Annotated in this window: 19 protein-coding genes and 1 riboswitch; of the genes, 8 read left to right on the forward strand and 11 right to left on the reverse strand. The window is 71.8% G+C overall.

The window, feature by feature from the left end:
• Window positions 1-163: 163 nt before the first annotated feature.
• Window positions 164-2,275 carry a DUF6077 domain-containing protein gene (locus ABZS40_RS05475; protein WP_354942149.1) on the reverse strand — a complete coding sequence of 704 codons (2,112 nt, stop codon included), beginning with the start codon at window positions 2,273-2,275 and terminating at the stop codon, window positions 164-166.
• Window positions 2,276-2,399: 124 nt separating this feature from the next.
• Complete coding sequence (locus tag ABZS40_RS05480; RefSeq protein ID WP_354942150.1) at window positions 2,400-3,038, reverse strand: TetR/AcrR family transcriptional regulator; 639 nt, start codon at window positions 3,036-3,038, stop codon at window positions 2,400-2,402.
• A 180-nt stretch (window positions 3,039-3,218) separates the two neighbouring features.
• Here ABZS40_RS05480 and ABZS40_RS05485 point away from each other — a divergent pair, with 180 nt between their 5' ends.
• The 4 genes from ABZS40_RS05485 (at window position 3,219) to ABZS40_RS05500 (ending at window position 8,294) form a co-directional block, all read left to right on the forward strand.
• A complete protein-coding gene (locus ABZS40_RS05485) occupies window positions 3,219-4,115 on the forward strand; it encodes an ABC transporter permease (RefSeq protein ID WP_354942151.1) in 897 nt (298 codons plus the stop codon).
• Between the two features lie 34 nt (window positions 4,116-4,149).
• Entirely contained in the window at window positions 4,150-4,926 is a 777-nt protein-coding gene (locus ABZS40_RS05490) for an ABC transporter ATP-binding protein (protein ID WP_354942344.1), read from the forward strand.
• A 146-nt stretch (window positions 4,927-5,072) separates the two neighbouring features.
• Complete coding sequence (locus tag ABZS40_RS05495; RefSeq protein WP_354942152.1) at window positions 5,073-6,590, forward strand: bifunctional cytidylyltransferase/SDR family oxidoreductase; 1,518 nt, start codon at window positions 5,073-5,075, stop codon at window positions 6,588-6,590.
• A gap of 33 nt (window positions 6,591-6,623) precedes the next feature.
• On the forward strand, window positions 6,624-8,294 hold the full coding sequence (locus tag ABZS40_RS05500) for a CDP-glycerol glycerophosphotransferase family protein (RefSeq protein WP_354942153.1): 1,671 nt from the start codon (window positions 6,624-6,626) through the stop codon (window positions 8,292-8,294).
• Window positions 8,295-8,298: 4 nt separating this feature from the next.
• On the opposite strand, the gene ABZS40_RS05505 is transcribed toward ABZS40_RS05500, so the two are convergent.
• Window positions 8,299-9,045, reverse strand: coding sequence for an alpha/beta fold hydrolase (locus ABZS40_RS05505; protein WP_354942154.1), 747 nt, complete (start codon window positions 9,043-9,045; stop codon window positions 8,299-8,301).
• Window positions 9,046-9,193: 148 nt separating this feature from the next.
• On the opposite strand from ABZS40_RS05505, the gene ABZS40_RS05510 reads away from it, so the two are divergent.
• Complete coding sequence (locus ABZS40_RS05510; protein WP_354942155.1) at window positions 9,194-10,228, forward strand: hypothetical protein; 1,035 nt, start codon at window positions 9,194-9,196, stop codon at window positions 10,226-10,228.
• Between the two features lie 71 nt (window positions 10,229-10,299).
• Here ABZS40_RS05510 and ABZS40_RS05515 read toward each other — a convergent pair whose 3' ends face one another.
• From ABZS40_RS05515 to ABZS40_RS05530, 4 genes are all read right to left on the reverse strand, one after another.
• Complete coding sequence (locus ABZS40_RS05515; protein WP_354942156.1) at window positions 10,300-11,148, reverse strand: C39 family peptidase; 849 nt, start codon at window positions 11,146-11,148, stop codon at window positions 10,300-10,302.
• Between the two features lie 233 nt (window positions 11,149-11,381).
• Window positions 11,382-11,523, reverse strand: a riboswitch (cyclic di-AMP (ydaO/yuaA leader).
• A 284-nt stretch (window positions 11,524-11,807) separates the two neighbouring features.
• Window positions 11,808-12,578, reverse strand: coding sequence for a hypothetical protein (locus tag ABZS40_RS05520; protein ID WP_354942157.1), 771 nt, complete (start codon window positions 12,576-12,578; stop codon window positions 11,808-11,810).
• 131 nt (window positions 12,579-12,709) lie between these two features.
• The gene (locus tag ABZS40_RS05525) at window positions 12,710-13,132 is read right to left on the reverse strand and encodes a hypothetical protein (RefSeq protein ID WP_354942158.1); all 423 of its coding nucleotides are present in this window, start codon (window positions 13,130-13,132) and stop codon (window positions 12,710-12,712) included.
• Between the two features lie 92 nt (window positions 13,133-13,224).
• Window positions 13,225-14,460 carry an acyltransferase gene (locus ABZS40_RS05530; protein WP_354942159.1) on the reverse strand — a complete coding sequence of 412 codons (1,236 nt, stop codon included), beginning with the start codon at window positions 14,458-14,460 and terminating at the stop codon, window positions 13,225-13,227.
• A gap of 300 nt (window positions 14,461-14,760) precedes the next feature.
• On the opposite strand from ABZS40_RS05530, the gene ABZS40_RS05535 reads away from it, so the two are divergent.
• Together ABZS40_RS05535 and pseI are read left to right on the forward strand one after the other, a co-directional pair.
• On the forward strand, window positions 14,761-15,924 hold the full coding sequence (locus ABZS40_RS05535) for a glycosyltransferase (protein WP_354942160.1): 1,164 nt from the start codon (window positions 14,761-14,763) through the stop codon (window positions 15,922-15,924).
• A 133-nt stretch (window positions 15,925-16,057) separates the two neighbouring features.
• Window positions 16,058-17,110: a pseudaminic acid synthase gene (gene pseI / locus ABZS40_RS05540; RefSeq protein WP_354942161.1), complete on the forward strand. Its 1,053-nt coding sequence runs from the start codon at window positions 16,058-16,060 to the stop codon at window positions 17,108-17,110.
• Between the two features lie 103 nt (window positions 17,111-17,213).
• Here pseI and ABZS40_RS05545 read toward each other — a convergent pair whose 3' ends face one another.
• The 4 genes from ABZS40_RS05545 to ABZS40_RS05560 are packed head-to-tail and all read right to left on the reverse strand — an operon-like array spanning window position 17,214 to window position 19,977.
• The gene (locus tag ABZS40_RS05545) at window positions 17,214-17,720 is read right to left on the reverse strand and encodes a hypothetical protein (protein ID WP_354942162.1); all 507 of its coding nucleotides are present in this window, start codon (window positions 17,718-17,720) and stop codon (window positions 17,214-17,216) included.
• On the reverse strand, window positions 17,704-18,459 hold the full coding sequence (locus ABZS40_RS05550) for an SDR family NAD(P)-dependent oxidoreductase (protein WP_354942163.1): 756 nt from the start codon (window positions 18,457-18,459) through the stop codon (window positions 17,704-17,706). The genes ABZS40_RS05545 and ABZS40_RS05550 overlap by 17 nt, the downstream gene beginning before the upstream one ends.
• A complete protein-coding gene (locus tag ABZS40_RS05555; RefSeq protein ID WP_354942164.1) occupies window positions 18,452-19,729 on the reverse strand; it encodes an AMP-binding protein in 1,278 nt (425 codons plus the stop codon). The genes ABZS40_RS05550 and ABZS40_RS05555 overlap by 8 nt, the downstream gene beginning before the upstream one ends.
• Entirely contained in the window at window positions 19,726-19,977 is a 252-nt protein-coding gene (locus tag ABZS40_RS05560) for an acyl carrier protein (protein ID WP_354942165.1), read from the reverse strand. Before ABZS40_RS05560 ends, ABZS40_RS05555 begins: the two co-directional genes overlap by 4 nt.
• A 100-nt stretch (window positions 19,978-20,077) precedes the next feature.
• Here ABZS40_RS05560 and ABZS40_RS05565 point away from each other — a divergent pair, with 100 nt between their 5' ends.
• Window positions 20,078-20,587, forward strand: a complete 510-nt coding sequence (locus tag ABZS40_RS05565; RefSeq protein ID WP_354942166.1) for a GNAT family N-acetyltransferase — start codon at window positions 20,078-20,080, stop codon at window positions 20,585-20,587.
• The last annotated feature ends 56 nt before the right edge of the window (window positions 20,588-20,643 follow it).

The raw sequence follows: 20,643 nt of genomic DNA on the forward strand, positions 1-20,643 counted from the left end.
GTCGCGCAGCGGCTCACTCGCGGCCGGCTGCGTGTGACTGCGACCTTAACGCGAGGGGACAGCTCGGTGTCGCTCGGGTATCCGGCACCATTTCGGGCAAAGTCCGCACCCGGGCGCGCCCGACCCCACCGGTGGGGTCGGGCGCTCGGTGCGCGTGAAGCGCTCAGCCGACCCGCCGGAAGCAGGTCATCGCGCCGGGCGCCGGGCGCGTGGCGAACTCCCGGTAGCCGAGCTGCGGCGCGGTGTCGCGGGCGTACCGGTTGCCGTTGTAGACGCAGATGGTTCCCACGTCCAGGCGGTCCAGTGCCGGCGTCAACTCGGCCGGCGTCGGGCTGGAGGTGCCGTCGGCGAAGTCGGAGAGCAACAGCCGGTCCTTGGCGAACTGGGAGCTGAGGTCGTACTCGACGAGGTAGAAGTCGCGGGGCAGGACGACCCGGACCTCGCTGGTGATGATCGGCGTGGTGCGCATGATCGTCTTCGGGGCGAGCAGCAGGCCCTCCGGGCGGTCCAGGCCCTTGATCCAGAACGCGATCGACTGACGCTGTTGCGGAAGCTTCCAGGTGGGGCGGTCGTGCACCTCGACCCAGCTCTTCGACGACCACATCGGGGTGGCGAACAGCGCGAACGAGGCGACCAGCAGCACCGCGATCCCCCCGGACGCCGCCCGGCGCAACGCCGGGGTCGGTGCCGGCACGCGCACGGTGCAGAGCAGACCGATCAGCGTCGGCAGGGCGAGCAGCCACGGCACGCGCCAGAGCACCACCGAGATGCCGCTCAACGCGCTCAGCAGCTCCAGCACACCGGGCACGAACAACACGCTCAACGCCAGGGCCGCGCCGGCGGCGAGCAGCGCGGGCGTACGCCGACGGGCGAGCAACGCGCCGCACCACAGCGCGAGGCCGCTGATGACCCCGACCACACCGAACAGCAGGGTCCGCTTGTAGGTGTACGCCGCGTCGAAGAAGGCGTCGTCCGCCCCGGTCGCGGTCATCCCGCCGAGCACCAGCCGGGAGACCACCAGCGAGCCGATCGGGTACGCGAGGGCGGCGACCGCCGCGACGACGGCCGCCTTCCAGCGGCCGACCAGCAGCATGGCGAAGCCGGCGGCGCCGACCAGCATCGGCAGGATGATCGCCGCGGTGTTGGTGAGCCCGATCGCGGTGATCGAGAGGGCCACGATGAGCAGCAGGCTGCGCCGTGACCGGTTGTCGAACCACTCGGTCAGGTAGAGCCACATCAGCGGGATGACCGCCGAGACGAACATGCCCTTGCCCTCGTGCAGCCGCAGCAGGTGGAAGGTGCCCAGCGCGGCATCGTCACCGGCGACGAGGTAGAGGTACGCGATCGCCACGGTGAAGGCGAGCAGCGGACGGCGCGGGGCCCACCGGTGGGTCAGCCGCCACAGCGCCAGCGCCGCGACCACCGCCATGATCGGCAGCAGCACGTACCAGAGGGCAGAGCTGGCGTGGATGCCGACGACATTGGCGAACGCGCCGTCGAAGACCTCGATCGACGGGATGGGCGGCTGCGAGCCCATGGCCGGCAGCACGTTCTCGGAGAACAGGAAGTCGTTGAGCGGGATCAGGTCGCGCTCGGCGATCCACACCGACTTGCCGACGTAGTAGACGTCGTCGGGGGTGTTGCGGGCCATGAAGAACGAGGAGATGCCGACCAGGGCCGAGACGACCAGCGCGTACGCGGACTGCACAGTGCTGGGCGCGGGGGCGGCCGGGGTGGGCGCCGGGCCGCTCAGCCAGGCCTGGCGTACCAGCAGGAGGCCGCCGACGGCCGCGAGCAGGCCGGCCACGGCCGGGATCCACCAGGAGAGGCTGACGCCGGTGCCGGCCACCCCGGCGGAGATGGCGGCCACTGCGGCGGCGACCACAACCCCGATCAGCAGGCGGCGGTCGGTGGCGGGGCGGCCGATCACTGGTTCATCGTGAGCGGCCGGCGCGCTGTCGGCCGGGGCGCTGTCGGCCGGGGCGCGGCGGCGGGCGCGCAGCACGGCCACGACCGCGAGCACCACACAGGCCAGCAGCCAGATCCGGAAGGTCACCGACGGACGCAGGTCCCCCAGGAAGGCCAGGTGGTAGAGCACTGTGAAGAGCGCGAACGCGATCACGGCGCCGTCGGTGAGCACCGCCGGGGCGACGGCCACCAGCGCGCGTACCCGGGACAACCCTGCGCGAGCGCCGGCGGGTCGGGATGCTGGCCCGTTCCGCGGCGTCGGGTCCGGTTCGGCGGGCGCTACGGCGATGCTGTCGACGTTGGCCACGGGCGTCCTTACTCGTCAGGCGGATGAGGGGCGTCGGCACGGTGACGGCCGGGTGTCAAGGGGGCAGCGTAGCGGAATCGGGCAGGGGGGCCGCTGCTGCCGGCGACCGAGTTTCGAGGGCTGGTCAACCCGATATCGGAGCCGCCCGGGGACGGGGCAGCACGCTGTCGGCGCCGAGCCCGGCCGCCACGGATTCGACCAGGTTGTCGAGGTAACCGTCGGTGAGTGGGAGACGGGCGATGGCGAGCCGCCAGTAGAGCGGCCCGACGACGAGGTCGATGGCGGCGTCCAACTCGGTGTCGGCGGGCAGCTCGCCACGCTGCACGGCACGGGTGACCAGGCGACCGCCGATCTCCTGCTGCCGGGCGTGCAGCACCTGACGCAGGGTCGCGTCGATGCTGGGGTTGCGGGCGGCCTCGGCCAGCAGGTCCGGAATGATCTGCGACGCCAGTGGGTGGCGCAGCGCGTGCGCCACCGCCTGGAACAGCAGCGCGAGGTCACCGCGCAGCGTGCCGGTGTCCAGGGCGGGGAGCTTGCGGTGTGCCGCAGCGGCGACGATCTCCAGCACCAGGTCGAGCTTCGAGCTCCACCGGCGGTAGATCGCCGTCTTGCTGACGCCGGCCCGACGGGCCACCGCCTCGATGGAGAGCCGGCCGTAGCCGACAGCGGCGAGCTCCTGCATCAGCGCCCGGCGGATCGCCGTGGTGATCTCGTCGCGCAGCACCGCCGCGCCAGCCGGCGCCCGCCTCTTTTCGGTGGTCATCGAGGGCTCTTATCGCAGGTCACGCCGGACAGCGTAGCGCAACGACGGTACGGTTGCGTCCCGACGTGTTTCGGACTACTGTCCTCGCAGCGACGAGGCGGCGCCCCGCGCACATCTCCCACTAGGATTCGATCGTCGCGAGCAACCCCCGTCTGCACGAAAGATCGGAGCGCCATTTCCATGGCCACCACCGCGCTGGTCGACCCCGACACGGGCCTGACCCAGGCGCAGCTGGCCGCTCGGCACGGGCTACGGGTCGCCGGTGAGCGACCCAGCCTCGTCGAGTACAGCCGCCGACTCTGGGCCTACCGGCACTTCATCGCCGCGTACGCCAATGCCAAGCTCGTCGCCTCGTACAGCAACGCCAAGCTGGGTCAGCTCTGGCAGGTGCTCACCCCGCTGACCAACGCGGCGGTCTACTACCTGATCTTCGGGGTGGTGCTGGCACAGAACGACAACATCCCGAACTTCATCGCCTACCTGACCACCGGGTTGTTCATCTTCAACTTCACCCAGAGCGCGGTCCTGGCCGGCACCCAGTCGATCAGCAGCAACCTGGGGCTGATCCGGGCGCTGCACTTCCCCCGGGCCAGCCTGCCGCTGTCCACCACGATCACCCAGTTCCAGCAGTTGCTGGCCTCGATGGTGGTGCTGGTCGGCATCGTGCTGGTAACCGGTGAGCCGCTCACCTGGAAGTGGCTCATGCTGGTGCCGGCGCTGCTGCTGCAGGCGGTGTTCAACGCCGGCGTGGTGCTGCTGGTGGCCCGCCTCGGCGCCAAGTCGAGCGACCTGAAGCAGGTCATGCCGTTCATCATGAGGACCTGGATGTACGGCTCCGGCGTCCTCTACAGCGTCACCCTCTTCGACCGGCTGCCCGGCTGGGCCACGACGCTTGTGCAGTACAACCCGCTACTCGTCTACATCGAGCTGGCGCGGTACGCGCTGCTCGAGGAGGCGCCGCTGCTCAACGAGTCGCTGACCCAGCTCTGGCTGGTCGGCGCCGGTTGGGCGCTGGTCGCCGGCATCGGCGGTTTCATCTACTTCTGGCGCGGCGAACAGGAGTACGGCCGTGGTTGATCACTTCGACGCCCCCGTTGAGGCGAGCGCGACGATGACCCGAAACCAGGAGCGCATCCCGACGGTGGTCGTGGACGACGCGCACATCATCTACCGGGTGCACCAGGGCGCCGCCGGTGGCACCACGCCGGTGGCCGCGCTGCGCCGGCTGGTCAAGCGCACCCACGCGCCGAACGTCCGGGAGGTGCACGCGGTCAAGGGCATCTCCTTCACCGCGTACCGGGGCGAGGCGATCGGGCTGATCGGCAGCAACGGCTCCGGCAAGTCCACCATCCTGCGGGCCATCGCCGGTCTGCTGCCGGTGAACCGGGGCGCCATCCACACCCAGGGGCAGCCGTCCCTGCTGGGCGTCAACGCCGCCCTGCTCAACGACCTCTCCGGGGAGCGCAACGTCACCCTCGGCTGCCTGGCCATGGGCATGCACCCCGACGACGTGGCCAAGCAGGCCGCGGGGATCATCGACTTCTCCGGGATCAACGAGCGGGGTGACTTCGCCAGTCTGCCGATGCGCACGTACTCGTCGGGCATGGCGGCCCGGCTGCGGTTCTCCATCGCCGCCGCCAAGAAGCACGACGTGCTGCTCATCGACGAGGCGCTCGCCACCGGCGACAAGGGCTTCCGCAAGCGCAGCGAGCAGCGGGTGCGGGAGCTGCGGGAGGGCGCGGGGACTGTGTTCCTGGTCAGCCACCAGCTCTCCTCGGTACGGGACACCTGCGAACGGACGATCTGGCTGGAATCGGGCGTCATCCGAATGGATGGCCCCACCGACGAGGTCATCCGGGCCTACGAGGCGTACGCGAACAGCAAGTAGGGTTCCGGCGAACGTCCGGCATCGACATCACACCCGAGGACCGCGTCGCCCGCGTTGGGGCGACGCGGTCCGCGCGTTAAGGTTCATTCCGTCGCCGCTCGGGCGGAACCTTCCGTTAACGCATCGCTGAGAGTGAGGATCCGGCAATGACGCAGGACCAGACCACTGGCCCGGACGCCGAAGCGGAGACCCCGACGCCGTGGCGGCCCTCGCGGACAGTGGCGGTGGTTCTGGCCGGCGGCACCGGGACCCGGCTGGGCCTCGGCATCCCGAAGCAGCTGCTGAAGATCGCCGGCAAGCCGATCATCGAGCACACCCTGGCGGTCTTCGAGGCGGCACCGGAGATCGACGAGATCATCGTGCTGATGGCCACCGGCCACGTCGAGGACGCTCAGCAGATCGTCGAGAAGGCCGGCCTGCGCAAGGTCACCAAGGTGATCGAGGGCGGTGACACCCGCAACGCGACCACCCGGATCGCGCTGGACGCGGTCGGCCCGGAAGACTGCAACATCCTCTTCCACGACGCGGTGCGCCCGCTGGTCAGCGGCCGGATCGTGCGCGAGTGCGTCAACGCGCTCTGGAGCTACGACGCCGTGGACGTGGCCATCCCCTCCGCGGACACGATCATCCAGGTCGACGAGAACGACTGCATCACCGACATCCCGGTGCGCTCCCGGCTACGCCGTGGCCAGACCCCGCAGGCGTTCCGCTCCCCCACGATCCGGGCGGCGTACCAGATCGCCGAGGACGACAGGGACTTCGCCGCCACCGACGACTGCGGCGTGGTGCTGCGCTACCTGCCCGGCACCCCGATCAAGGTGATCGACGGTTCGGACGAGAACATCAAGGTCACCCACCCGGTCGACGTGCACCTGGCGGACAAGCTCTTCCAGCTCGCCGCGGCGCAGGCGCCCCGGCTGACCAACCACCGCAGCTACAGCGAGGAGCTGACCGGCCGGACCATCGTGGTGTTCGGCGGCAGCTACGGCATCGGCCACGAGTTGACCGAGCTGGCCCGGCGCTACGGCGCCCAGGTCTTCCCGTTCAGCCGTTCCAGCACCGGCACCCACGTGGAGCGGGCCGAGGACGTCGCGGCCGCGCTGACGACCGCCTTCGAGGCCACCGGCCGGATCGACCACGTGGTGGTCACCGCCGGCATCCTGGAGAAGGGCGCCCTCGCCGAGATGGACGAGGAGACCATGGACCGGCTGCTCCAGGTCAACTTCGTCGGCCCGGTGACCATCGCCCGCCAGGCCCTGCCGTACCTCCAGCAGACCAAGGGCCAGCTGCTGCTCTACACCTCCAGCTCCTACACCCGGGGCCGGGCCCGCTACGCGCTCTACTCAGCCACCAAGGCCGCCCTGGTCAACCTCACCCAGGCGCTGGCCGACGAGTGGGCCGACGTGGGTGTCCGCGTCAACTGCATCAACCCGGAGCGCACCGCCACTCCGATGCGGACGCGAGCCTTCGGCGAGGAGCCGGAGCACACCCTGCTCGCCGCGGAGGCCGTCGCCCAGTCGTCGCTGGACGTGCTGATCTCCGACCTGACCGGCCAGGTGATCGACGTACGCCGGGCACCCGGTGACGGGCCCACGCCGAGCGTACCGGCGCAGTCCGGGTCCGCTCGGGTCGAGACGCCAGCCAACGCGACGTCCGCCAACTGACGCCGGCGGCTGCGGAACCACGAACGGAGCGACATGCGCGGCGACCTGGTCCGAAAGCTGGCCGCCCGGTGCCTGACCACCGGGTTCGCCGTGCTGGCCTTTGTCGTGCTGGCGCTGACCGGCGCCACCGGCTGGGGGCTGGCGTTGGCCGTCGCCGCGCTGGCCGCCTCGGCCGCCGAGCAGCGGATCCGGCCCAGCGCCGACCTGGTGGCGGAGACCGCGTTGATCGCCGCGGCGATCCTGGTCGGTTACTCCCGGCGGCTGGACGGCGGGCTCAACCTCGCGCTGGTCGCCACCGGGCTGGTCCTGCTGGGGCTGGTGCTGCTGGTGGGGCCGCTGCGCACCGCCGGCAGTCTGGAGATCCGGGCGGCGAATCTGCGGGTACGCGCCTGGACGCCGCTGATCGCCGACCGGCTCGGCACGGCTCTGCTCGGGCTGCTCGCCGCCCTGGCGCTCGCCGCCGCGCTCGCCCTGCCGGCCGGTGTGGCGCTGGCCGCCAGTCTGCTGGTCGGCGCGGGCGCCGGTGCGGTCGCGCTGGAGCTGGCCCGGCGGCGGTTCCGGCCGCGGGCCGGTGGCGGGTCGGTGGCCGCCGCGCTGCGCCGGCACCAGCCGGAGTTCCTGCTCTACTTCTCCGCGCCTCCCGGCTCGGAGTACCAGGTCACCATGTGGCTGCCGTACCTGGAACGGATCGGCCGACCGTTCCTGATCGTGCTGCGTGAGCCGGAGTTCCTGGCCCCGATCGCGGCGGCCACCGACGTGCCGGTGGTCTACTGCCCCACCCTGGGGGCCATGGACGAGGCGCTGGTGCCGAGCCTGCGGGCGGCGTTCTACGTCAACCACGGTGCGAAGAACAGCCACTGCGTCCGCTTCACCCAGCTCACCCACATCCAGCTGCACCACGGCGACAGCGACAAGGCGCCGAGCGCCAATCCGGTGTCGGGGATCTTCGACCGGATCTTCGTGGCCGGGCAGGCGGCGATCGACCGGTACGCCCGCGCCGGGGTGCAGATCCCGGCGGACAAGTTCGTGGTGGTGGGTCGCCCGCAGGTCGAGTCGATCGAGGTACGCCCGGAGCCCGCGCGAGGGTTGGCGCACCCGACAGTGCTCTACACGCCGACCTGGACCGGGCACCACGCCGACGCCGACTACTGCTCGCTGCCGGTGGCCGACAAGCTGTTGCGCCGACTGTTGGAGCGCGGCGCGACGGTGATCCTGCGGGCCCACCCGTACACCGCGCAGAACCCGGCATCGGCCCGCCAACTGGGCCGCCTGACCGAGCTGCTCGTCGCCGACCGCGCCCGCACCGGCCGCCAGCACGTGGTCGGCGCTGCGGCCCGGGAGCTGAGCCTGACCGAGTGCGTCAACTCCGCCGACGCGCTGGTCTCCGACGTGTCCGGCGTGATCTCGGACTTTCTCTACTCCGGCAAGCCATACGCGGTCGCCGACATGGGCGACGAGGGCGACCGGTTCGTGGAACGGTTCCCGCTGGCCGGGTCGGGTTACGTGCTGCGCCGGGACATGTCCAACGTGGACGAGGCGCTGACCGCGCTGCTGGACACCGACCCGCTGGCCGAGGCCCGCTGGGCCACCCGCCGCCACTACCTGGGTGACTTCCCGGCCGAGTCGTACGCCGAGGCGTTCCTGACCGCCGCCCGCCGGGAGCTGGCCCCGACCGAGACACTTACCGCGTCCGCACCGGCCTAGCCGCTCAGCGGTACGGGTCGAGCAGCGCCAGCACCGCGGCGGGGTCCTCCACGTGCGCGTTGTGCCCGAGACCGGGGAGGGTGGCGACCGGTACGCCGTACTCCTTGAGCTGTTCGTCGGTGACCATCGGGTCGTTCTCCCCGCGTGCCAGCACCACCGGCACGTCGGTCGCCGCCAGCAGCGCGGTCAGGTCGGGCTCGCCGACGGCGAAGGCGGCCGGGTCCATGGCGAGACGCCACCGGCCGTCGACCTGGCGCAGCCCGGCGTCCACCACCGGGTGGTCCGGCGGGACCAGGCCGGCCAGCCCGGCGACCCGCAGGTAGCGGCGCGCCGCCTCGGTGCGGCTGGCGAACCAGCCCACCGGGCGGGCGGCGACCTCGGCGGCGCGGGTCAGCTCGGCGGGCGACCAGAGGGCCTTGATGCCCAGCCCGACCACGGCGTCCACCGGCGTCCCGGCGTCGCGGGCGGCCAGCGCCAGGCCGACCACCCCACCCAGCGAGTGCCCGAGCACGACCAGCCGGTCGTCGGGGGCGAGGGCCTGCGCGATCTGCTGGGCGAAGCCCGCGAAGGAGTACAACGGCAGCGGCGATGCCCAGCCGTGGCCGGCGAGGTCCGGTGCCAGCCACCGCCCGGGCCAGTGCTGCTCGAGGTACGGCGCCCAGGGCAACCACACGTCCCCGGTCGCCCCCATGCCGTGCAGCAGCAGCAGGACCGGCCTGCGGCCGGCGTGACCACCCGTCTTCTCCACCACGGCCGCAGTCTCCCACGGTTCACGGCCTGGTACGAGAGCCGTCACCCGCGCCACCCCCGGGACACGAAGATCCACTGTAGAGTTCGCGACCTGAACCGGGACGGCCCATCCGTCGGTCCCGTCGCGGAAAGGAGCCACAGTGCTCAGGATGTCCGGATCAGCACTGGTCGCGGCCCTGGCAGCCGTCGCACTCGGCGCGTCGCCGACGCACGCCGCACCAGGCACACCGGCGGATGTCGCCACACCGAACGGCGGGGCGGCAGTGGCCGCCGACCGGGTCCTTCGGGTCTACAACAACAACATCGAGAACCTGGTGGTGAACAACTCCGACGGGAGCTGCACCCGGATCTCCGGGCCGGACCACCTGAGCTCGGTCCTGGTCGACGACGCTGGTCGCACCGGCACCAGCGGTGTGGCGCCGCCGGACATCCTGATCGTGCAGCAGGTGCGTGGCAGCGGCCAGGCCGAGGCGTACGCCGACCAACTGTCGGCGAAGTTCGGCTACCCGGCGGGCACCTACGGGGCGATCGTGGCGTGGAGTGACCCGGAGCCGTGGGGCAGCACGCACAAGTGCAGTTCGCAGTCGCTCGGGGATCTCAAGAAGAAGCAGACCAACGGCATCATCTGGAACACGCGGACGCTGAGCCTGGCCAGCGGCGACATCTCGAAGTACTGGAGCGCGGGCTGGCTCAGGCCGGGCACGGCGTACGCCAACGGCGCCGGATGCACGCTGTACAAGCCACCGAACAGCGACCCGGACAGCACCGACTTCTACAAGTGGAAGCGGACCAGCGCCATCGCGGCCCGGTTCACCATCAAGGCGACCGGCACCAGTGTGTTCGCCGCGACCATGCACCTGCCCCAGGAGAACCGGCAGAACGCCTGTGCCGGCGACGGCGATCGGGGCATCGCCAACACCGGCATCCACCTCGGCGCGGACGCGACCAGCCTGCTGAACGCCTCCACGATCCGCGTGGTGGGCATCGACGCGAACCGGACGGGCATCGCCCCCGGCACGTTGGGCGGCTATGGAATGACCGGTTACGGGTCGAAGGCCACCAACGGCTCCAGCAAGATCGATTATTTGTTCGTCAACGGCGGCGTGCAGTCGTCCGCCGTCGACCACACGGTCGTCGGGACGAAGTCGAACCACAAGGCGCTGTACGGCTTCATCACCTACTGACCGCACAGACAGACGCCGCGGGCGCCGGCCCCTTGTGGGGGACGGCGCCCGCGGCGGTCAGAGTGCCCGGGTCAGGCGGAGTAGCCCCGGCTGGTGATCCAGTTGGCCAGGTCGATCGTGGTGATCCAGTACGACGGGTCGGCCGGGTTCGCCGAGTCGGCGATCCGCACGGTGCGGCCGTTGTCCTTGTAGCCCACGACGGCGATGTAGTGCCCGCCACCGTAGGAGTGCCAGCTGCCGTCGGTGTCGGTGGCGTCCCCGACGACGTTGGCCACCACGCCCCGGCCGTCGGTGACGGCCTTCACCACGTCGGCCTGGAGCCGGTCCATCTGGGCCGCGCTGGGCGCGCCGGGGAACATCCGGGTCCGGTACGGGGAGCCCTTCACCTCGGCGTTGAGCACCCGGGTGGTGTCCTCGGCCGAGTTGGTGCCCATCTCGGTGGTGCCCAGCTCGGCGCCGAGCTCCTCCTGGGTGCGGTCGATGCCGGCGGCGCTGAGCGCGTTCCGGGTGGCCGCCGGGCCGCAGTTGTAGTAGGTGTTCTGCGCCTCGTAGTCGTAATCGAGCACCTTGGTCGCGGGCGGCTTCGGCCGCTCCGGCTTCCGGGTCAGGTCCGGGTTGCTGCTGGCCTTGGCGGCGGGCGACGCGGCGCTGGTGGCCGGGGCGGCAGTGGTCGGCACGGCGCTGGCCGAGGGGGACGCGTCCCGAACATCGCCGCGGGAGGCGGCGACGTCGCTGCGCATCTCGGCAACAGTGGTCGCGGTGCGCTGGCCGGCCGGGGCGTCGTCGGCAGTGGTGAGCAGGGCGCCGGTGGTGGTGGCGATCGCGAGGGCCGCGGCGGAGGCGGCGACGATCTGGTACGGGCGCTCGGTGGCGAGACGGCGGAGCTGACGCTTCAGGGTGTGCTTCACGGGGTCCTCCACGGATCGGGGGGAGAGCGGCACACCGGGGCCGGACCGGCATCCGGGCAGGCGCCAGCGCGCGGACCGTGGTCCGCGGATGGTGAACCGCTCAGGGGAACGCCCGGCGCGGCCGGGCGGGGAAGGCGATGACCCGGGGGGTCAGCTCACCGTCACGCGACGATTGAGCGGGTGCACCGCCGCGCCGTGGAGGCGAGGGAACAACCGAGGGGTGGAAAGGTGCTGCACGAGGATGGGACTCCTTCCGACACCGCCTACCGGGTTAGCTGACGGATTCGGGCGGGAAGATCGCCCTACCGCGGGCCGTGGCTCGCGGATTCACCCCAGACTTACTGATGGGTCCCCGGCTCGTTGATCACGATTAAGCGGGTCGATGCGGCGTCGCGTCTTGCGATCGGTAACCGCACCGGACGGGACGACACTACTGGCGTCTCAGCGCGCTGCCAAGCCAGGTTCACCTGCGTAAACCCCAATTGGTGCGACAATTTCTGCGCGTATTGCCGATGATGTGACTCGATGGGACAACCGGTTACGGCGACGCCTACGGGCGACAACCGGACAGGCCGCAAAGAACGCGACCGCAATCGCGGGAACAATGGCGCCGATCGCGCCGTACGTCCGATTTCGCAATGCGGTGACCGGCCTCACATCACGGATTGGGCTCAACCCAACCGGGCCGGGCGCCACAGTGCCACGACGGCGGGACGCAACGCCCCGGCCACCGTCCGACGCGCGGGCACCGGAGTGGGGCGGAGCCGGACCGCCGCCGCGTACGCCTCCTCGGCGAGGACACGAGCCGACTCGGCGGCCAACTCCGCGTCGCGCCAGGCGGCCCGCTCACGGTCGGCGGCCACCTGGTAGTCGGCCAGCCGCGCATCCCGGATCACCCGGCTGATCAGCACCTCCTGCTCGACCGGGTGCCGCCGGGGATCCCAGCCGCGCCGGTGCCCGAACACGTCGCTGAGCTGTGCCATGGTCAGGTCGCCCCGCCAGTACGCCGCCATCGCCGCTCGGTGCAGATAGCGTTCCCGGGCGGCGTACTCGGCGGGGGTGTGTGGGGTCTGCGGGGTGGGCAGCACCCCGGCGCCCCCGAAGCGACGCGCGGCGGTGTCCGCCTCGTCGTACCCGATCCAGGCCCGCTCCAGCTGCTCCTGAGCGGTCAGCCAGGCGGCGCGCCACCGCTTGGCGGTGGTGGCCGCGCCGGCCGCGGCGACGGCCACCTCCTCGGCGTAGCGGCGCAGGTCGACGGCCTCGGCGGCGGCCAACTCCCGAGGAGTGGGCCCGCCGCGGAGCGGGTCGTCAGTGGGCCGGTCCCGTTCGGGGCGGGCGGCCAGCACGGTGAGCAGGCCCAGGGTCAGCAGGAACAGCGTCGACCAGATGGCGGCGGCCTGCGGCACCTCGGTCACGAACTGGTAGAAGACGACGGTCTCCATGGTCGGCACCTCGGGGAGAGAGCAGTGCGATGGGGAGCCGCGCCGGCCACGGGCCACGGTGGGCCACGGGTCGGCGGGTCAGGGAGCGGTGGGTCGACAGGGCGCGGCGACGGGACGGTCGTCCCGGTGGCTCAGCGCCCGGGTGGGGCCCGGGAAGCCCGACCGCTCGCACCGTCGACGAGGGGCAGCCGGTCAGATTCGGCAGCGCGGACCAGCAGCACGCCGGACACGATGGTGCCCTGATCGCCGGGGAGCGCCACCGGCGTGTCGGCCGACCAGGTCGGGGCCGACTCCTCGGTGACCTCCGGCGGTATCGCCGGAGCCGGGCGGGCCGCACCGGGTGCCCCGGCGAGCCGGCAGGAGGCCGCCAGCGACCCGGCGGCGACCGAGGCCGGCACCGCGCTCGACGTCGGCACCGGGCCGGGAATTGACGAGGCGGCCGTGGCCGGGCCTGCGCCGAGCGCCAGGGCCGCGACGACGGCGAGGCTGGTCAGCACCCGGGTCGCCCAGCGCGCCACCCACCACAGCGGACAGGTGAACGCGACCGGAAGCACGTCCCCACGCTACCGTCGCGCCGACCCGGGCGCACCGACCACGGGCGTGTCGAATCACGCCGCGCCGACCCCTTTGACCAGGGTGGACGCTGTCAGCGCAGGTCGACGTACGTTGATCGACTGCCGGTCTGACCGACCTCGTCGGCAGGTCCGCCGACCTCGCCGCGGGCGCTGCCTGCGGGGTTTCGCGCGTCGTCGTCGCCGGCCGCGCGTTGTCGGGGGACGGGCACCGGACGGGCCGCACGGCGCGGCGCGAGCCGGCGCATCATCGGGGTTTCGACGAAGCGGTGCAACAGCCCGGCGAGGATCAGGGTCGCCGCCAGGAAGCCGAACACCACGGCCGGGCCACGCCAGCCCGCGAAGCCGATCCCCCAGGTTCCGCTCCAGCGCAGCACGCTCGTCATCACCAGCACGTGCACCAGGTAGAAGGCGAACGAGACCTCACCGAGCCAGACCAGCGGTCGGGACCGCCACGGCGAGCGCCGACCCCGCACGTCCGCGTCCGCGGCAGCGGTGATCACCAACAGGTACGCGACAGCGAGCAGCGTGGTCCACAGCTCGGCGCGGATCCACTGCGCGGCCACCACCCAGGTGACCAGGAAGATCCCACTGGCCACTGTCAGACTGGGACCGCGCCAGAGCCCTCGGCGCATCAACTCGGCCGCCACCGCGCCCAACCAGAACTCCAGCGACCGTACCGGCGGGAAGATCTGGGTGAACCACCAGCGGCTGACCTCCGGCACCAACTCCTGCGCCGGCCAGAGCGCGAGGATCAGCAGCGGCAGCGCGACGATCAGCACCCAGAGCACCTTCGGTCGGGCCCGGCGCAGCAGTGGCAGCGCCAGCGGCAGACAGAGGTAGAAGAAGAACTCGCAGGACAGCGACCAGCTGACCGTGTTGATGCTGTAGAACCAGCCCGGCCGGGGGTCCCACGCCTGCAACAGCAGCAGGTTCTCCAACGCCGCCGCCGGCAGGACCGGGTCGGCGAAATACCAGGCGACCGCCAGCGTCGCCACGAACAGCACCAGGTGGTTCGGGTAGATCTTGGCGATCCGTCGCCGCCAGAAGGTACGCCGGGAGTCCCCCTCGCGGGCCGACCAGACCAGCACGAACCCGCTGAGGATGAAGAAGAACTGCACCCCGGAGAGGCCCAGGGTGAACAGCTCGTCGACCACTGCCTTGTAGTCCGGCTCAGCGATGATCCGCATGGTGCCGGCGTGAAAGCCGAAGACCAGCAGAGCGGCGATCCACCGCAGCCCGGTCAGCGAGGGCAGCCGGGGCGGGGCGGGTGCGGGTCGGGCGGCCGACGTCGCGGCGACGCTCGTCATGCCGGGATCCCGGCGCCCGGCAGGGTCACCAGCACTGTCGTAGCCTCCTCGGCGCGGCGTCGGACGGCGCGACGGCGACGCCCACGACGACCCGGAAGGGCCGCACCGAGGCACCCTACCGGGTCACTCCCGGGTGAACCGGACGCATCCCACCCGCCCCACCAGCACGCGTTTCCCCGGCCGGGCAACCGCCCACCGGCCCGGCGTTAACCTTCCGCTCGGCGGGAGTTCAGAGAGTCCACCATCGGCGGCAACGTCAGGTTCCGGGGCCGGCCACCCGGGTCGTCGAAGGTGGCGGACGTGGTCAATGAGCCGACGCACGTACCGCTGCTGAGCATCGTCGTGCCCGTGTACGGCGTCGAGGCGTACCTGTACCAGTGCCTCGAGTCGGTCCGGGCCGACATCCCGGCGGGCGAGTCGGACGCGGTCGAGCTGATCGCCGTCGACGACGCCTCCCCGGACGGCTGCGGCGACATGCTCCGCTCGTACGCGGTCAGCCGCGACGGCGTGCGGGTCGTGCACCTGAGCAGCAACGTGGGTCTGGGGCTGGCCCGCAATGCCGGGCTCGACGTGGCCACCGGCCGGTACGTCTGGTTCGTCGACAGCGACGACTGGTTGCCGCCGGGCACGATCGCGGCGGTGCTGGACCGGTTGCGCCAGCACCAGCCCGACGTGCTGATGCTCGACCACCTGCGGGTGCACGAGGACGGCCGGCGGGAGGTCGACGCGAGCAGTCCACTGCTGCGCGGCATCACCGGCGTGACCCGGCTGGCCGACCAGCCGCAACTGCTGCGGGTGCAGCACACCGCCTGGAACAAGGTGGTCCGCCGGGACTTCATGGACGAGTTGGAGCTGCGGTTCTTCCCCGGCTGGTACGAGGACATCCCGTTCAGCCACCCTCTGCTGATCGGGGCGGAGAAGATCTCCGTGCTGGACCGGGTCTGCTACCTGTACCGGCAGGGCCGCCAGGGCGCGATCACCTCCACCCGCAGCGGCCGGCACTTCGACGCCTTCGCCCAGTACGAGCGGCTGATGGACTGGGTCACCCGGAAGCACCCGGACGAGCGGTTGCAGGCCGAGCTGTTCGAGCTGATGATCAGCCACTACCTGGTGGTGGTGGGCAACGACGGCCGGCTGCACCCACACCTGCGGCGCGACTTCTTCCACCGGGCCGCCGCGCACTACCGTCGGTACCTGCCCACCGGCGGCTACCCGCCGCCCCCGGGCGTGACCGGGCTCAAGCACCGCCTCGTCGGGCGGGGTGACTGGTTGGCGTACTCGGCGCTGCGCCAGGCCCACCGGGTCGCCGGTCGCCTGCGTCGTCCCGGCCCGGTGGGCGGCGCCGACAGCGGTTCGCTCACCGCCGACGAGGAGCCGGGGCGAGGGGCGAGTGCCGGGCCGACGCGCGACGGTGGGCTCGCTCCGGAGCAGCGCGACGCGCTGGCCGTCGGCCGGCTGCCGTGATCGACCCCACCGCAGAGCACGCCGGGAGCCGGGGCGGCTTCCGGCGCCCTGATTTCCCAGGTCGTCCGCCCGCCGGGTGGACGACGACAGCACCACCGCACCCCGGTGCGGACGTACCTGAGCAGAGGTCGGAATGACGGCGACAATCAAGATCGGACCGCACGCGGTCGGTGCCGGGGAGCGACCGTTCGTGGTCGCCGAGATGTCCGGTAACCACAACGGCGATCTGAACCGGGCGCTGGCCATCGTCGACGCGGTGGCCGCGAGCGGGGCGCACGCGCTCAAGCTCCAGACGTACCGGCCGGACACCATCACCATCGACGTCGACACCCCGGCGTTCCGGATCTCCGACGGGCACGAGCTGTGGGGCGGGGAGAACCTGTACCGCCTCTACGAACGCGCGCACACCCCGTACGAGTGGCACGCCCCGATCTTCGAGCGGGCCCGCGAGCGTGGCCTGACCGTCTTCTCGTCGCCGTTCGACGCGACCGCCGTGGAGCTGCTGGAGTCGCTGGACGCGCCCGCGTACAAGATCGCCTCGTCGGAGCTGGTCGACCTGCCGCTGATCCGACTGGTGGCCAGCACCCGCAAGCCGATGGTCATCTCCACCGGAATGGCGACGGTCGCCGAGATCGACGCCGCCGTGCGCACCGCCCGGGACGGCGGCGCGGCCGGCATCGTCCTGCTGGCCTGCACCGCGTCCTACCCGGCGCCGCCGGCCGACAGCAACCTGCGCCGGTTGCCGGTGCTGGCCGGCGCGTTCGACGTGCCGGTCGGGCTCTCCGACCACACGCCCGGCATCGGCGTGGCGGTCGCCTCGGTGGCGCTCGGCGCCTGTTTCATCGAGAAGCACGTGACGCTGGACCGGGCCGACGGCGGCGTGGACTCGGACTTCTCCCTGAACCCGGCGGAGCTCACGGCCCTGGTCGCCGAGTCCGGCCGCGCGTACGAGGCGCTGGGCGGCACCGCGATCGGACCGACCCCCGCCGAGCGGGAGGGGCTGCGGTTCCGCCGCTCGCTCTTCGTGGTCGAGGATGTCCGGGCCGGCGACCCGGTGACCGCGCGCAACGTCCGCTCGATCCGGCCGGCCGGCGGCCTGGCGCCCGTGGAGATCGACCGGGTCCTGGGCCGCACCTTCGCCACCGACGTCCCCCGAGGCACCCCCCTGACCTGGAACCTGATCTAACCGCCCCACCCCACCCCGGCGATCTTGCAGTTACTGTCCCGACGAAAGGCGTGTAAGCCGCGATTCGGCGTCAGAACGTGCGAGATCGCGGGGCGGGGGTGGGTTAGGGGTTGGGTGGGGTGGGGGCGAAGCCGACGGTGACCACCAGGTCGGCCACCCACAGGGTCCGCCAGAGCGTCGAGCCGGCCGCCGGCATACTCAGGCCGTGCCGGCGCCACCAGGTTGCGATCGGTACGTCGGCCAGCTTGCAGCAGCACTCGGCCCGGGTCCACCGCGCCCAGAAGTCACCCGCGCCGAACCGGCGGGCCAGCGCTGCGGGGACCGGGGCGTCGGCGCGCTCCGCGTCGATGGCCACCCGCCAGCCGGGCGCCGGTGGGCCGTACCAGCCGACGCACCGTCCATCATCGAGGTGACTGCGGGTCACCGCGTCGGCCATCGCAGCCGTCGACCCGATGCGCAGATGCCGCTCGGCGGCGGCGAGCAGCCCCGGCACCGGACGCGGCACGGCGGCGCCGCCCACCCCCGACGACACTGCCGGCCCGCTGGGGCCGACCCGCCCCGCCGGTCGCACCGGGAGGAGACCCGGCCGCAGGTCAGATGGCGGCGGCACCGTCCACCACGATGACCTGGCCGTTGATGTTGGTGTGCTCCCGCAGCAGCATCCGCACGACCGGGGTGACCTCCACCGGCTCGGTCAGGTGACCGGTCGGGGTGCGGCGCACGATCTGGTCGAGCTGGGTCGGACCGAGCACGGCGGACATCTCCGAGGCGAAGAAGCCGGGCGCGACCGAGTTGACCAGCATCCGGCCGCCCAGTTCGCGGGCGAGCGAGCGGGTGGCGGCGTCCATGCCGCCCTTGGTGGCCGAGTACGCGACGAGGCCGGGAAAACCGCGCTGCCCGCAGATCGAGGTGATGTTGACGATCCGCCCGCGCAGCCCCTTGGCGAGCATCCGGCGGATCACCAGCCGGGTCAGCTGGAGCGGGGCCGTCAGGTTGGTCTCGATGATCCGGGCGATGTCGTCGGTGGCGGTGTGCGCGTGCAGGGAGTCCTGTCCCATCGCGGCGTTGTTGACGATGCCGTCGATCGGGCCGAGGCGCTGCTCCACCTCGCGGACGAAGCTCTGCGCGGCGCGCAGGTCGGTGACGTCCACCGAGCCGACGTGCATCCGGTCGGGATGCTCGGCGGCGAGCTTCTCCAACTCCGGGGTGATGGTGCGGGCGAACGCGGCCACGCGGACGCCCGCGTCGAGCAGGTCGGTGACGATGGCCAGGCCCAGGCCACGGGAACCGCCGGAGACGAGGACCACGGAGCTGGGCGGGACGAGTTGGGTGTCGGCGGGCTCAGACATCGCTCTTCAGGGTCTCCTTGACGGGAATGTCGGTCAGGACGCGGATGCGGCGCGGCACCGCGTGCTCGGGAAGCCGGTCGGCGCACCAGCGGACCAGCGCGGCCTCGTCCGGCGCACCGGTGTCGGCGGCGGACGGGTTGGCGGCGAGGACCACCTCGGCGACCACCATCCGCCCGAGCACCGGGGCGCGCCGGCCGGTCACCCGTGCCCAGGCCACCGCCGGATGACCGGCGAGCACACCGCGGACCAGGCCGGCGGAGACCTTGCTGCCACCGACGTTGATCTCGTCGGAGTCCAGCCGGCCGGTGATCAGCACCCGGCCGTCGAGCACCTGCACCCGATCGCCGGTACGGATCGGGCCGGCCAGACCGGCCCCGTGGTACGGGGAGGTGACCACCAGCTCGTCGTCGCGAACGGAGAGCGTCGGCCGGCCCGGGGTCTCCCGGTCCAGCCAGTCGACCGGAAACCCGGCCCGCCCGTCATGCACCACAATGGACGCCCCCACCTCGGAGGACGCGTAGATCCAGGAGATCCGGGCCGTCGGAAAGACCTCGCGCAGCTGGTCCAGGATCGCCTGGTCCACCGGTTCCCCACCGAGGGTGATCTGGCGCAGCGGCACCCGGGCCAGCGCTTTGGCGTCGCGGTAGAGGGTGCGGCGCCAGAAGGTCGGGGTGCCGGAGGCCGCGTCCACCCCGTGGGCGGTCGCGACAGTGGGCCAGTCGTCCAACTCGTCGGGCTCGACCACCACCAGGTGCTGGCCGGGCTGGGTCAGCGACAGGGTGACGACCTGCCACCAGGCGTACGTGCCCGGGGCGTACGGGCAGAGCCAGGTCCGGTCGGGCTGGTCGGCCCGCACGGTGGTCAGCGTGTCGAGGGTGTGCCCGACCCGCTTCGGACGCCCGGTGGAGCCCGAGGTCAGCAGCCAGAGCCGGCCCGGCTCGGCGGCTCGCGGCCGGGCCGGCGCGCTCAAGTGCACGCCGTCGTCGTCGAGGACGCTGACGGTGAACCCGGCCTCCAGCAACTCGGCGCGCATCACCGTGTCGACCCGACTCTCGGTGCTGAGCAGCAGTTCGGTGCCGCGCACGGCGTGCTGCCGGGCCGCGGTGAGCGCGTGCACGGCCGAGTGGGCCAGCACCGCCGCCGGGTCGGGCAGGGTGGGCGTCGGCAGCGAACGCCAGGTCAGCGCGGCGCCACCGACGACGAGCCGGTTGTCGACACCGGCCGGCTCCGGGTCAGCGGGGGCGGGGTGGCGCGACGTCGCGACGGTCACTGGTGTTGAAGCTCGACGAGGAAGTCGAGGACGTCGGAGACGGTGGCGATGCGACGCAGCCCGGGGGCGTCGAAGTTGAGCTCCTCCCCCGTCTCGTCCTCCACCCGCAGGGCCAGCTCGGAGAAGTCGAGCGACCGGAAGCCGATCTCCCGCAACTGCGCCGCGTCGTCCGCGGGCAGCTCCTTGTCCTGATTCTTCAGCACCTGAGCCATGAGGTCGCGGATCTGCGCGCGACTCAATTCGTTCATGCGCCGCAGTCTACAACCCAACGAATGCACATCTGATTTCCCGGTAGCCCCGGGTAAGGTGCCGGAGCCCGACGTGAACGGCTAGGAAAGCGAGACGCACGTGCTGCGCGAAGCGACGACGGACGACGTTCACCTGATGTTGTCCTGGCGTAATCAGGAAACCAATCGACAGGTCAGCAAGACCAGTCACGAGATCACCCCCGAGGAGCACGCCCGGTGGTGGTCGGCGGTCCGCGACGACAGGTCCCGGCGGGTGCTGGTGTACGTCCGCGACGACCAGCCCTGCGGTGTGGTCACCTTCTTCGACCTGCGGCTGGACGGCCCCCGCACCGGTGCGTGGGGCTTCTATCTCGACGCCGACGGGCTGGACGGGCGGGGCGAGACACTGCCGGCCTGGCTGGGGGTCATGCGGGAGGCCGTCGAGTACGCCTTCGACGGGCTGCACCTGGACCGACTCGACGGCGAGGTGCTCGGCCACAACACCGTCGTACGACAGATGAACCGGCGTTTCCGATTCGTCGAGGGGACTCCCCGACAGGAGTTGTCCGACGGTCGGGAAGTCACCGTCATCCCGATTTCCCTGGCTCGGGCCGACCGCCGCCAGCGCTGATTGTCAGACCCTTTTCCGCAGTGGACGGAAACCATTAACCGACAGTGCTCCCGGTG

Source organism: Micromonospora sp. NPDC005324 (assembly GCF_040607155.1).
Taxonomy (GTDB): Bacteria; Actinomycetota; Actinomycetes; order Mycobacteriales; family Micromonosporaceae; genus Micromonospora; species Micromonospora trifolii.

Coding starts and splice junctions, on each gene's coding strand:
- ABZS40_RS05480 (WP_354942150.1), bottom strand. CDS start 3,038: ATGACCACCGAAAAGAGGCGGGCGCCGGCTGGCGCGGCGGTGCTGCGC.
- ABZS40_RS05485 (WP_354942151.1), top strand. CDS start 3,219: ATGGCCACCACCGCGCTGGTCGACCCCGACACGGGCCTGACCCAGGCG.
- ABZS40_RS05490 (WP_354942344.1), top strand. CDS start 4,150: ATGACCCGAAACCAGGAGCGCATCCCGACGGTGGTCGTGGACGACGCG.
- ABZS40_RS05495 (WP_354942152.1), top strand. CDS start 5,073: ATGACGCAGGACCAGACCACTGGCCCGGACGCCGAAGCGGAGACCCCG.
- ABZS40_RS05500 (WP_354942153.1), top strand. CDS start 6,624: ATGCGCGGCGACCTGGTCCGAAAGCTGGCCGCCCGGTGCCTGACCACC.
- ABZS40_RS05510 (WP_354942155.1), top strand. CDS start 9,194: ATGTCCGGATCAGCACTGGTCGCGGCCCTGGCAGCCGTCGCACTCGGC.
- ABZS40_RS05520 (WP_354942157.1), bottom strand. CDS start 12,578: ATGGAGACCGTCGTCTTCTACCAGTTCGTGACCGAGGTGCCGCAGGCC.
- ABZS40_RS05530 (WP_354942159.1), bottom strand. CDS start 14,460: ATGACGAGCGTCGCCGCGACGTCGGCCGCCCGACCCGCACCCGCCCCG.
- pseI (WP_354942161.1), top strand. CDS start 16,058: ATGACGGCGACAATCAAGATCGGACCGCACGCGGTCGGTGCCGGGGAG.
- ABZS40_RS05550 (WP_354942163.1), bottom strand. CDS start 18,459: ATGTCTGAGCCCGCCGACACCCAACTCGTCCCGCCCAGCTCCGTGGTC.
- ABZS40_RS05560 (WP_354942165.1), bottom strand. CDS start 19,977: ATGAACGAATTGAGTCGCGCGCAGATCCGCGACCTCATGGCTCAGGTG.